The organism is Microbacterium sp. MDV22-iso44, from assembly GCF_058629135.1.
Genome location: NZ_JBZVWS010000002.1, coordinates 145,081 through 157,097, shown reverse-complemented (window position 1 = coordinate 157,097; position 12,017 = coordinate 145,081). Strand labels below are relative to the sequence as shown.

At 69.1% G+C, this 12,017-nt stretch carries 12 protein-coding genes; 5 read left to right on the top strand and 7 right to left on the bottom strand.

What is annotated here, in order from left to right; translation table 11 throughout:
* Positions 1 to 82: 82 nt before the first annotated feature.
* Positions 83 to 1,744 carry an ABC transporter substrate-binding protein gene (locus AC4NN1_RS07525; RefSeq protein WP_491954942.1) on the bottom strand — a complete coding sequence of 554 codons (1,662 nt, stop codon included), beginning with the start codon at positions 1,742 to 1,744 and terminating at the stop codon, positions 83 to 85.
* A gap of 179 nt (positions 1,745 to 1,923) precedes the next feature.
* Here AC4NN1_RS07525 and AC4NN1_RS07520 point away from each other — a divergent pair, with 179 nt between their 5' ends.
* Positions 1,924 to 2,565 carry a TetR/AcrR family transcriptional regulator gene (locus AC4NN1_RS07520; RefSeq protein ID WP_020098218.1) on the top strand — a complete coding sequence of 214 codons (642 nt, stop codon included), beginning with the start codon at positions 1,924 to 1,926 and terminating at the stop codon, positions 2,563 to 2,565.
* 91 nt (positions 2,566 to 2,656) lie between these two features.
* The gene (locus tag AC4NN1_RS07515) at positions 2,657 to 3,064 is read left to right on the top strand and encodes a YciI family protein (RefSeq protein ID WP_018187083.1); all 408 of its coding nucleotides are present in this window, start codon (positions 2,657 to 2,659) and stop codon (positions 3,062 to 3,064) included.
* A 62-nt stretch (positions 3,065 to 3,126) separates the two neighbouring features.
* Here AC4NN1_RS07515 and AC4NN1_RS07510 read toward each other — a convergent pair whose 3' ends face one another.
* Both AC4NN1_RS07510 and AC4NN1_RS07505 read right to left on the bottom strand, forming a co-directional pair.
* On the bottom strand, positions 3,127 to 4,449 hold the full coding sequence (locus AC4NN1_RS07510; RefSeq protein WP_491954941.1) for an HNH endonuclease signature motif containing protein: 1,323 nt from the start codon (positions 4,447 to 4,449) through the stop codon (positions 3,127 to 3,129).
* A 106-nt stretch (positions 4,450 to 4,555) separates the two neighbouring features.
* Complete coding sequence (locus AC4NN1_RS07505) at positions 4,556 to 5,068, bottom strand: nucleoside/nucleotide kinase family protein (protein ID WP_336123304.1); 513 nt, start codon at positions 5,066 to 5,068, stop codon at positions 4,556 to 4,558.
* Between the two features lie 105 nt (positions 5,069 to 5,173).
* On the opposite strand from AC4NN1_RS07505, the gene AC4NN1_RS07500 reads away from it, so the two are divergent.
* Positions 5,174 to 6,352, top strand: coding sequence for an NAD(P)/FAD-dependent oxidoreductase (locus AC4NN1_RS07500; RefSeq protein WP_336123305.1), 1,179 nt, complete (start codon positions 5,174 to 5,176; stop codon positions 6,350 to 6,352).
* A 20-nt stretch (positions 6,353 to 6,372) separates the two neighbouring features.
* On the top strand, positions 6,373 to 6,882 hold the full coding sequence (locus tag AC4NN1_RS07495) for a hypothetical protein (protein WP_491954940.1): 510 nt from the start codon (positions 6,373 to 6,375) through the stop codon (positions 6,880 to 6,882).
* Here the strand turns inward: AC4NN1_RS07495 and AC4NN1_RS07490 are convergent.
* Entirely contained in the window at positions 6,879 to 7,898 is a 1,020-nt protein-coding gene (locus tag AC4NN1_RS07490; protein WP_336123306.1) for an ATP-binding protein, read from the bottom strand. The two genes, AC4NN1_RS07495 and AC4NN1_RS07490, sit on opposite strands and share 4 nt — an antisense overlap.
* A gap of 88 nt (positions 7,899 to 7,986) precedes the next feature.
* On the bottom strand, positions 7,987 to 9,033 hold the full coding sequence (locus tag AC4NN1_RS07485; RefSeq protein ID WP_491954939.1) for a hypothetical protein: 1,047 nt from the start codon (positions 9,031 to 9,033) through the stop codon (positions 7,987 to 7,989).
* An 86-nt stretch (positions 9,034 to 9,119) separates the two neighbouring features.
* Between AC4NN1_RS07485 and AC4NN1_RS07480 the strand changes: the two genes are divergently transcribed.
* Positions 9,120 to 10,052, top strand: coding sequence for an alpha/beta fold hydrolase (locus tag AC4NN1_RS07480; protein ID WP_336123307.1), 933 nt, complete (start codon positions 9,120 to 9,122; stop codon positions 10,050 to 10,052).
* Here the strand turns inward: AC4NN1_RS07480 and AC4NN1_RS07475 are convergent.
* Together AC4NN1_RS07475 and AC4NN1_RS07470 are read right to left on the bottom strand one after the other, a co-directional pair.
* Positions 10,049 to 10,903, bottom strand: coding sequence for a PhzF family phenazine biosynthesis protein (locus AC4NN1_RS07475; protein WP_491954938.1), 855 nt, complete (start codon positions 10,901 to 10,903; stop codon positions 10,049 to 10,051). The genes AC4NN1_RS07480 and AC4NN1_RS07475 overlap by 4 nt on opposite strands.
* Positions 10,904 to 10,930: 27 nt before the next feature.
* Positions 10,931 to 11,920: an endonuclease/exonuclease/phosphatase family protein gene (locus AC4NN1_RS07470; protein WP_020098226.1), complete on the bottom strand. Its 990-nt coding sequence runs from the start codon at positions 11,918 to 11,920 to the stop codon at positions 10,931 to 10,933.
* Positions 11,921 to 12,017 lie beyond the last annotated feature (97 nt).

Genomic DNA, 12,017 nt, shown 5'->3' with positions numbered 1-12,017 from the left:
CGTGCTCGCTTTCGTGGAGGTGAGCAGGGGTGGTGGGACGGATGCCGCGGGCCATGCGGCATCCGTCCCACCGTCGGTCGGATTACTCTTTGGGCTTCAGCTTCGTCAGGATCTGAACGACGCCGACCTGGGTCGGGTCACCCGCGGCGTACTGGTCGTCCTCCGACGGCCAGCCGACGTAGTTGCGCGTGTTGAACTCGCCGAGCAGCGGGTGCGCACCCAGCGGGATGGCGGGGACGTTCTCGACGAACGCCTTCTGCAGGACGGCGCCGGCCTCGGTCCGCTCGTCGTCGGATGCCGCATTGGCGTACGTGTTCAGCGCCTCGGTGACCTTCGGGTCGTCGAAACGGCCGAAGTTGAAGGATGCCTTGCCGTCGACCACCCACTTCGGGTCCATCGTCGACGTGTACAGGCCGTACGCGTTGCCGGTGTCCTCGAGCCAGTGGATGATCGCGTCGAAGTTGCCTTCCTGCTTGCCCGCGTCCCAGCCGCCGAAGTCGGGCTGGTCGACGTTCACCTTGATGCCCAGGGCCTTGTCGAGCTCTTCGGAGATGAGCTGCTGCTCGGTGTTCCAGTCGCTCCAGCCGGCGGGGACCGACACCGAGAACTCGACGGCCTCACCGTCGGGGTCGGTCAGCTTTCCGCTGTTCCAGGTGTAACCGGCGTCGGTGAGGATCTCCTTGGCCTTGTCGACGTCGACGGAGTAGTTGTCGTCCTTATACTCGTCGATGATCTCGTTCTCGAGCACGGAGCTGAGACCGGTCTTGTTCCAGATCGCCTCACTCGCGCCTTCGCGGGCGATGTCGACGTAGGCCTCGCGGTCGATCGTCCACGCGAGCGCCTCGCGGAGGGCGGGGTCGTTGAACGGCTTCTTCTGCAGGTTCATGAACAGCGTGCCCGCGCCCGGGGTGGGCGAGACGAGGAACACGTTGTCGGGGTCTGCGTCGAGGTAGCTCTGCTGGACCTGCGGGATGAAGGCCTGGGCCCAGTCCGCATCGCCTGTCGCGAGGGCCGTCGTGAGCGCGGCGTTGTCGCCGTACGAGACGTAGTTCAGCTGCGGGACGGCGAGGTCGCCACCCCAGTAGTCGGGGTTCGCCTTCAGGGAGACGGACTCGGTCGACCAGTTCGACATGACGTACGGGCCGGTGCCGACGAGCTTGCCCTCGTCGGTGAGGGGGTCGGTGTTCGGGTCCTCGATGTCCTTCCAGATGTGCTCCGGGACGATCGGGGTGTGCAGGACGCGGCCCTGCGAGGTGAACTTCGAGCTCGAGAAGGTCAGGACGACCGTGTCGCCGTCGGCGGTGACGTCGGTGACGCCGAGGGCGCCGGTGTCGGTCAGCTTGCCGGTGAGGTACTGGTTGAAGGTGAAGACGACGTCGTCGGCGGTGAAGTCCTCACCGTCGCTCCACTTCACGCCGCTGCGAGGCGTGACGGTGAGCTGCGTGTAGTCGTCGTTCCATTCCACCTTCTCGGCGAGCCACGGGGTCGTCTTGAGGTCGCCCGTCGGGTTGACGAGGGCGAGCGGCTCGAAGATGACCTTGGCGTAGCCGTATCGCTGGCCGGCCGAGTCGCCGAGGTAGGGGTTGTGGGATTCGGTGGTGATCGCGCCGTCGGGCTTCGCGATCGTCAGGGCGGCCCCGGAGCCCTGGCTCCCGGAGTCGTTGTTTCCTCCGCCGGCGGCGCAGCCGGTGAGGATGAGTGCCGCGGTGAGACCGGCGGCGGCGAGGGAGGTCTTCAGCCTCATTGCTTCTCCTTCATCTGTGGTCCCGGCGCCGCGAAAAGACCTCCGAAGGAGTGCCACTCGGCGCTGAGTGTGATTGCATGGAAAACTTACAATCAAGTAAGTAAGTTCACAACCCTCCGATGATGCGGGCCGCGCGACCTGCGTAAGATCTGATCCGCATCCGGGGAAGAAGGCAGATCATGGTCGATAGTCGACACCAGACGAAGTCGCGCCCGGCGACTCTCGTCCGACGCCGGGAAATCCTCGACGCGGCGCAGGAGATCTTCGGCTCGAAGGGCTTCGCGAACGGCACCCTGCAGGACATCGCCGAGCAGGTCGGGATGACGCATGCCGGCATCCTCCATCACTTCGGGTCGAAGGATCAGCTGCTGCTGGACGTCCTCGAGCATCGTGATCAGACGGACGTCGTCGATCTGGACGGGGGGCGCATCCCGGGCGGGATGGAGCTGTTCCGCCACCTGGTCCACACAGCGATCATGAACATGCAGCGGGCCGGGATCGTGCAGGCGTACGCCGTGCTGTCGGCGGAGTCGGTCACCGACGACCACCCGGGGCGGGCGTACTTCGAGCACCGGTACACCGTGCTCCGGAAGGACCTGCGCGAGGCGTTCGAGCGCGTCTGCCAGGAGCGCGGGATCACCGATCCCGGGTCGATCGCGCACGGCTCGGCGGCGATCCTCGCCGTGATGGACGGGCTGCAGGTGCAGTGGCTCCTCGATCCGACGGCCGTCGACCTCGGGAGGGCGTCGGAGTTCGCGATCGAGGCGATCGTGGCCGCCGTCATCGAGCCGCGTCCGTCGGTCCTGGCGGAACCCGCCTGAGTTCTTCTGCATCGACGTCGTTGCCCGTCGCGCCCGTTCGGCGCGATAGTGGGAGGGACGGGAAACGTCCCCCGGAACTCAGGAGATGACCATGAAGCACATGCTGATCATGCGGAGCACCCCGGCCTCGGCCGAGGCCTTCGTTGAGACCGATGTCGAGGCGGTGATCAACGCCATGGGCGCGTACAACGAGTCGATGATCACCGCCGGTGTGCTGGTGGGTGGCGACGGTCTCGCGCCCGAGCCCGGGTACGTCGTGGATTTCGACGGCGAGACGCCGGTGGTCAGCGACGGACCCTACGGCGAGGTTCACGAGCTGTTCAACGGGTTCTGGATCGTCCAGACGGCGACCGCCGAAGAGGCGCTCGAGTGGGCGAAGCGCGCACCGCTGACGCCGGGCAGCAAGCTGGAGGTGCGGCGGGTGACCGACGAGACCGACTTCGCGGACTTCGCCGACAACGAGTACATCGAAAAGGAGAAGGGCTGGCGCGCAGAGTAGAGCGCGTGAGCGCGCGACCTGGTCACCTGTCCGCGGATGCGATCCGGGCGCGGCGGAGCGGTTCAGAAGGGTGCGGGGTCTCCGGGCGTTGTGGTGGCAGGGGTGAAGGCGACGGCCGGGGTGGGTGCGTCTTCGCGGTAGATCCTGCCGAGGGGTGAGGTCCATTCCAGGACTCCACCCTTCAGTTGTCGGACCCGCCAGGCGGTGAACTGCTTCATCGAATGATGCCGTTGGCACAGGTGGGCGAGATTGGACAGTTCCGTCCGCCCGCCGAGCGCATGATCGTGCGTGTGGTCGACCTCACACCGGATGGCGGCGACGCGGCATCCGGGGAATCGGCAATGCTGATCCCGGGCTTGCAGAAACCTGCGCATCCCGGACGGGACACGGTACGAGTCGGTGGCGACGGTGACTCCGGTGGTGGGGTCGTGAAACAGGCGCTCCCACACGTGCGTCGCGCCGGCGAGTGTGCGGGCGGTTGCGGGATCGATGGGGGAACGGCCCGCAAGGTCGCACGGTCCGTCATCAGTACCTGTGAGAGTCGCGGCAGGAACCAGAATCTGCACGCGTGCCCGGATCGCACCGAGCGGTCCGGCGGTGGTGTCGCGGGTGTCGTCGAGCGTCGGCGTGCCGGCGAGGAGCAGGTCGGCGAACACATCAGCCCGCACTTGATCGGTCGATCGCGCATCGGTCGCGACGGCGTCGGCGTTCTCGCCCGTGCTGCGTTCGTCCCGGGTGTCGATGATCGCCCGAGCCTGCTGGGTGAGCCGGTCCTGGATTCCCTCGGCGATCACGGTGGGGAGGGTCGCGATGAGATCGCTCATCCCATCCCGCCCGGGCATCAACCGCACGCACCGCCCCGCCGCGGCCTCTTCATGTCGTTCGGCGAACGATCGCGGGTGCATCCGGTGGGCGAGGATCTCGAGCTCACCTCGAACCCGGTTCGGTGTGTCGCCTTCGCACCGTTCGATCGCGACCTTCTCGAACTCCGCCCACATCTCTGCGGGCAGGTTCAGCCCGGTCTCGACGATCGCCTTCACATGCCCGCGCACGATCCGGCCGGCCTCCCACGCGGCCACGGCCGCCGGGAACCCTTCGATCGTCACCCGGGCTTCCCCGATGCGGCGTTGCACCGTCCGGTCGGTGATGCGCATCGCCCCAGCGACCTCGGCTGAAATGGACCGCAGCACCATGTCGTGCAGGGTGACTTTCGCGTTCGGGGGCGCGCCCTGCTCCTCCGCCAACCGGCCCGCGGCAGCGAGCACACGCAACTCCCGAATCTGTGCGCGAGCGAGCTCGAAGGCGACGTCCTCGACGTCCGCAACGATGCCCGCGATGGCCGCGAGATACGCCTCGCCACCGGGGGTTTCCGCCGCATCCGTCATACCTGAACTCTCGCACCAACCTCCGACATCGAGACCCCGAAAACCACCGAGATCACACGTCGCGAACAAGCCTGCAGATGAGAAACCTCTCACCCGCCGGAGGTCCCTAGATCCACCCCGCTCGCTCCAGCACCTCACGCGCGATCTCGGCCACCGCTCGCCCCTCCGTCGCGACCCGTACGGCATCCGGAGCCCCCTCGTCCAAGCGCCGAGCGGCCGCGACGCTTCGGGTCACGTGCTCCTCGAGCGCCGTCCCGATCTCGCGCTTCGCAAGGCGCTCCGCGGCGACGGCATCCGTCGACGTCAGCAGCACCGCCATCGACCGCACCTCGCCGCCCAGAGCCGCCGCGAGTTCGGCGACCTGCAGCACGCCGACCGTGTTGGTGAAGATGAGTCGCGAGTACCCGGCCTCGCGATAGTTGGCCCACATCGCGGCGAGGTTCCGCTCCGCGAGCGGGATGCCGCTGCGCCACGGCGGCGGATGCGCCTGGTCCAGGTTGTCGCCCTCGATCACGGCGTGCTGAACGTCAGCGAGCCCGAGCAGGTGAGAGGCCTCGGCCGCGACGGAGGACTTCCCCACCCCGGAGCGCCCGCCGATGAAGATCACGTCGGTGTGCATCCCCTCATCCTCGCGACCTAACCGCCTCGGCCGCATCCCGCAACCCCGAGCCATGTCGCGGCACCCCGACATACCGTGGCCGAAACGATGCGAACGGAGCGTGTGATGCGGACGTACGACTATCTGATCGTCGGTGGCGGAATGGTGGCGGATGCGGCGGCCCGCGGCATCCGGGAACTGGATCCCGACGGCACGATCGGCATCCTCAGCGCAGACGTCGACCCGCCGTACACGCGTCCGGCGCTGTCGAAGAAGCTGTGGACCGACCCGGACTTTACGTGGGATCAGGTTCCGCTGGGTACCGAGGAGACGGGCGCGGAGATCCGGCTCGAGACCTTCGTGACGGGTATCGACCGCGAGGCGAAGACGGTTTCGATCGGCGAGGGCAACGACCTCGGCTACCGCCGGCTGCTGCTCGCGACCGGCTCCCGGCCGCGCGAGATCCCCGTGCCCGAGGACGACCGCATCCTGTTCTTCCGCTCGGCAGACGACTATCGGCGCCTCCGGGACCTCGCTGCCGACGGCGGTCGCGCGGTCGTCATCGGCGGGGGCTACATCGGCGCCGAGATCGCCGCGGCGCTCGTGCAGAACGGTGTCGAGACCGAGCTCGTGTTCCCGTCCGACGTCCTCGGCGACGGTACGTTCCCGCCCGAGCTCGCGACGCGCTACGAGCAGCTCTTCCGTGACGCCGGCGTCGAGTTGGTTCCGGGTGCCCGCGTGGAGGAGGTCCGTACTGCCGGCAACCGCCTGCACGTCGCCCTCGAGGGCGGCGAGGAGCGCCCCGCCGACATCGTCGTGCTCGGACTCGGCGTCGACCCTGTGACCGACCTCGCCGAACAGGCGGGGCTGGAGGTCGACGAGGGTGTCGTCGTCGACGAGCACCTCGTCACGAGCGACGACGCGATCTGGGCAGCGGGCGACATCGCGTCCTACCCCGACCCGATCCTCGGACGCACGCGCGTCGAGCACGTCGACAACGCGAACGAGCAGGGCGCGGCCGTTGGCCGGTCGATGGCGGGGGAGCGGCTGCCGTACACCCACACGCCGTACTTCTACTCGGCTGTCTTCGGCGTGCGATGGGAGGCGGTCGGTTCGCTCGATCCCGAGAAGAATCCGCTCGTCGTGGACCTCGACGAGGATCGCACCGTCGTCTACTACCGCGATGAGTCCGGCGCGCCCGTCGGCGTGCTGCTGTGGAACGTCGAGGATGCCCGTGACCTCGCGCGCGCCGTCCTCGTCGACGGTGAGACGGATGCCGAGGTCCTCCGCACCCGCATCGGCTGACCCTGTGCCAGGGTGGGCGCATGACGCACCGTCGCCTCGTCGTTCCTGCGCTGCTCCTACTCGTCCTCGGTCTGTCGGCCTGCGCGGGTGGGCCGCCGCTTTCGCTGGGCGGGGGATACGAGTCCTGCAGCTCCGAAATCGATGAGCCGGTGACGTTCGGTGACGTGGCGCGGGCATCCGCAGCCGGCACGGTCGTCATGGAGTCCATCGAGCTGGAGGGCGCCGAGGGGCTCGCGTTGCGCGAGGTCTACCTCGTGCCGATTCAGAACCAGGTCAGCCTGGGTGCGGACGCCTTCCCGCCGGCGGCGGAATTCTGGGATCGGCGAGTCGCCGTCCCCGGGACCGCAATCTCGCCCGGAGAGGAGGTGACCGTGCTGGTCGTCGTCGAGGCCGTCGGTGGGGGCGACACCCATGGCTCCGAGGGATACACCGCGCGGTATTCGATCGACGGACGGCCCTACGAGACGACGAGTTCAGCCCGGTTCCGGCTCGCCCCGGACTGTGGGGCGGAGGATGAGGAGGGGCCCTAGCCTGCCAGCGGAAGCGTGATGGTGATGGTCGTCCCGACGCCTATGGCGCTGTCGATCTCGAGTGCGCCGTGGTGCTCGGCGACGGCGGCCGCGACGCTGGCGAGCCCGAGCCCGGTGCCGCCGTCCTCGGGCTCAGCGAGACGTCCGCGTTCGCCGGGCGCCGCGATGGTGTCGATGTCATCCGGGTGGATGCCGCGGCCCGCATCCCGCACCGTCACGGAGACCGTGTCGTCGCCGCGGACGACCTCGACGTGGATGTCCTCGTCGGAGTATCGGGCCGCGTTCTCGAGGACGTTCGCGAACGCGCGGCGCAGAGCGAGGACGTCGCCGCGCACTGTCGCCGTGTCCAGTCGGTCGAAGTGGATGCGCTCCTCCGCGCCGGCGCGGAGGACGACGGTCGCCGATCCGCGCACGACGAGCGACACGTCGAACGTGCGCTCGTCGTCGCGCATGCCGCTTACGGCATCCGCCATCAAAGCGCCCGCCATCGCCGCAAGGTGCTCACTGGTCTCGAGGGCGAGTCGCAGGTAGCGGTTGTCCGTACCGATCTCGTCCTCGAGCAGGTCGAGGTAGCCGCGGAGGGCGGTGACGGGGGAGATGAGGTCGTGGGCGAAGGTGCGCTGCAGGGACACCTGCTCGTCCTGGGCCTGCTTCTCCGCTGTAATGTCGCGCACGATCTTCACGAACCCGCCGACGCCCGTGTCGTCGTGGATCGCGGTGATCGTCACGTGAGCCCAGAACTGCGAGCCGTCCTTGCGCACCCGCCACCCGTGATCCTCGACGCTCCCATCCGAACGCGCCCTGTCGAGCAGCGTGTCGGGGAGCCGGTTCTCGCGGTCGACGGCGCGGTAGAACAGCGAGAAGTGCTGTCCGATGATCTCGTCGGCGGAGTAGCCCTTCAGGTCCTCGGCCCCGACGTTCCATCCCCGCACGAAGCCGCTCGAGTCCAGCTTCACGATCGCGAACAGGGCTACGTGCTGCTCCCACGCCTCGATCGCGTCTGTTCGCACCTTCATGGTCCCCCGCCGGTCGGTGTCAGTCGTATCCGTCAGCATAGAAGCATTCCCGAGGCCCGCCCCGCGCTCCGGTGTGCCCTGACGCCCGTCAGAAGGCGCGGACCTCGCCCGGGCTCGCCGGCGGCAGCGGGGCGTGGGTGTCGAGATCCTCCATGAGGTGGATCGACGCATACGGATGAGGGGTGATGCGACCCGCGTCGTCGAAGACGCGGAGCGCGCGCCGCAGGAGGCCACCGGGAAGAAGCGGATGCCGGAACGTCACCTCGACACGGGTGTCGGGCCATTCCCCCACGATGTCGATGCGGGGCTCGCTCAGCCCCGGAGTCAGCGGTTGACGTTCCCCATCCGGTCCCCGCCAGTACTGGGCGAGGTCGCCGAACTCGTCGACGAGCGCGGTGATCGCGGCATCCCGTCGCTCCATCGGCAGATGGATGCGCCGCCAGGGCACGTCCGGCGTGGTGTCGACGACCTCGTCGGGCTGTCTCCAGTGGAGGATGTCCATGAACTCCTCTTCGGACAGCGGTACCGCATCGCTCATCGGTAAGAGTCGTTCCGGGAGCGGACCGGTGGGCAGCAGAGCGGTCGCGTACCGGTAGTGGTAGGAGGTTCCGCCGTGTTCCGCGCGCACATCGGGCGCGTCGGGCGAGAAGACCATGCGCGGCGCGTCGCCAGCGTCCTCGACGATGAGGACGCGTCGATCGATCGTGTGCGTCGTCCGCGTACCGTCAGCGATCACGATGAGCTCCGTGTCCGTCGACCACGCTGCTCGGTCGTCGGGATCCGGGTCGTGGCGCTCGCGCAGCCAGAGCCCGTGGCGGGTCGCTCCGACGGCGTACCTGCTGGCGTCCGCGTGCGTCTGGGCGACCGCGCCGGCCCAGCGAACTTGGACGGCGGTGATCGGCCGGTGCAGATCGCCCTCATCGTTCTCGCTGGGCGCGTACACGACCCACGCACCGTCCGGAGCGGCGTACACGGTCACACCGACCGCGACGTCGCCGACGTCCAGATCCGGCCAGGCGACGACCCGGTCATCCTCGCCGGCCGCCCGGATCACCGCGACCGGCTGCGTCATGCTGACGAGGATCTCAGCGTCCTGACCCACGGCGACGCGCCGGGCGCGGGAATCGGTGCTCACGTGGTGATTCTGCCCCACGGTGGATCAGTCCGCCTGAGCTCGGCGCGCCGCCCGATCCGATGCGCGGTCGGCGACGAACACCCTCCGTGACGATCACCTGGCAACCCGAATCCGCGCACGCTCGGACGCGACTGGAGACGGATGCCGCAGCCCTCGGCCTGCGTCGGGTCGAGATCCCGACGACCATCGGCACGGTCGTCGCACGCGTGGGGGTCGCCGCCAGCCCCGTGGCGACCGTCCTGCTGCACGGCGCCGCCGGATCGTGGACGAGCTGGACCCCGCTGCTGCGAGCCGCTGCTCGATGCGACGATCCGGTGGGCAACGTCGTCGCGCTCGACCTGCCCGGCTGGGGCGAGAGCCCCTTCCCGTCCGACGGGATCGACATCGGGCGTTTCAGCGAGGCGATCCGCGAGGTCGTCATGGGCCTGGGATACGAGCGATGGGATGTCGTCGGTCACTCGCTCGGCGGCGCGTTGGCCCTCGACCTGGCTGCCCGTTTTCCCGAGAGGACTGATTCCGTCTTCCTCGTCTCGCCGTCGGGACCGGCCGTGTTCGACGCCGTGCGACGGCCGCTCCGAGGCGGGCTCGGGCTGCCCGCCTTCGCGGGGATGCTCCTGGCCATGCGCATCCTCCGCGGTTTCGGCGACGCGTCCGCTCCGCTGCTCCGCACCCTCGACCGCGGCGGTCTCCTGCGACCCCTGAGCGCACCCCTCTTCGCGCTGTCCCGCCGGATCGACCCCTCCGTCGTGCACGCGCTCGCCGACGAGATCCGGCCGCGGGCTTTCGTCGCCGCGTCCCGTGCCGCCGCAGCCTACGACGAGTCGTCGTGGCGCGGCATCCGCTGCTCGGTGAGGTCGGTCCGCGGTGCCCGTGACGTGTTCGTGGGCACGGATGACGGTGCCGGGCTCGCGGCGCTGATCGAGGACTTCGACGAGGTGGTGCTGCCGGACGCCGGCCACTTCGCAGCGGTCGAGCATCCGGCCGAGGTCCTTCGGCTGATGCGCCGCGCGACGAACTAGGAGTCGATGCGGACGGCGTGGCCGGTGACGACGATGCCGCCCGATGCCGGGATGTCCACGATCAGCTCGCCGGCCCGGCCGACGTGCGCGCCCTGCTCGATGACGATCTGCGCGGGTGGAGCCACGGCAGCGAGTGACCGCAAGTAGGCGCCGAACGATGCCGCGGCCGATCCGGTGGCAGGGTCCTCGGTGATGCGCCCGACGGGGAAGAGATTGCGCGCGGCGAAGCGGTCCGGCCCGAGACGGTGGGCGACCGTGATCGTCGCGGGCCATGCGCGGTCGTCCATGAGAGAGCGCACGCGCGCCGCATCGAACGTGAAGCCGTCGAACGCCGCACGGTCGGCGATGACGAGGACCGGATGCGGGTTGCCGGCGTGCGCGATCCGCGGTGGGAAATCCGCATCGAGGTCCGACGCCTCTAGCCCGATCTCGTCGAGGACCGCCGTGAGATCGTCTGCGGTGATCGGCGACACCGACGGTTCGACGCTCGTGAACGAGGCGCGTGTGCCCGCGGCATCCGTGCTCACCCGGATCTCGACGGCACCCACCGGCGTCGCGAACCGGATCGCGCCCGCCCCCACGCGGTCGGCATCGGCGAGAGCGACGGCGGTGGCGACGGTCGCGTGACCGCAGAACGGCACCTCGGCGATGGGGGAGAAGTAGCGGATCGTCAGGGCGCCGTCGCTGTCGGTCCCTGTGACGAACGCCGTCTCGGAGAAGTCGATGTCCGCAGCGATGCGCTGCATCGACGCCTCGTCGAGGGCGGACGCGTCGAGCACGACGCCGGCGGGGTTGCCTCCATCGGAGTGCGTGGTGAAGGCGGCGTATCGGAGGATCTCGAGGTCGGGCACCGTTCGAGGCTATGCCCGTCCGCAGGGTCAGCGGCGGACGAGGTCGGCGACGATGGGGCGGTGGTCCGTCGCGATGCCGGCGACATCGAGTGTGGCGACCCGCGCGGCATCCCACTCTGGCGTCGCGAGGACGTTATCGATCGCGGCGCCGAACAACGGTGGAACCATCGAGGGCCATGACGGAGCGAAGGCGCCGACGGTGCGGCACGAGCCGAGTCGTCTTCCGGGCATGTTCGCGGGGACGGCGTTGAGGTCGCCCGCGACGATCGTGTCGGGGGAGCCGCAGTGCGACGAGATCCAGTCGAGGCCGAAGTCGCGTCCCGACGAATCGCCACGGAAGCTGAGGGCGACGAGGTGCGCGGCGACGATGCGCGGCGCAGCACCGTCGACCTCGGGAGCGAGGACGAAACCGGACGTGCGGCCAGATTCGTCCGCGTCCACGACCCGGTAGCGCGGCAGGTCGTCCGCGACGAGCACGGTCACCGCGATGCCGCGCACGCCATAGCTCACGTACCCCGCCGGTACATCACCGTCCCGGAGGAGGTTGCCCTGATAAAGCTCGCTGAGGACGACGATGTCGGGTTGGAGCGCGCCGATGAGAGCGGCGCGGGATGCCGCATCCTCCGCGCCCTGCAGGACGTTCCAGCCCAGGACTCGCAGCTGACCGTCCTGACGAGCCGGGACGGCGTCGGGGGTGACGGTGGCGGGCATCGCGAACGCCGTCACGAGCAGGGCGACGAGCAGGCCGGTGCTCACGACACCGGTGCCGAGCAGCGCGATCTTCCTGTTTCGCCGGAGGATCAGTGCGAGGAAGGTCAGGATGAGGGATCCGGCGAGCATCCCGGCGAACACGAAGCCGGGGAAGGCGAGCGCTCCGCTGAACAACCACCATCGCGCGAGCAGGCCGAACTCCCGGCCTGCGAGATAGACGATGGCGACGACAGCGATCATCGCCGCCCCGACGAGGAGGAGCGGCGTGAACCGATCCTTACGGACACGCCGTGCGCCTGTGTTCATGTCCTACGCCCCCCGCGCGGTACCGGTCGGCGAGTTCGCCGCGGCCCACGCTACCCGTGCCGGTCAGCCGCTCGCTGTGCCATGGCCCAATCGCACC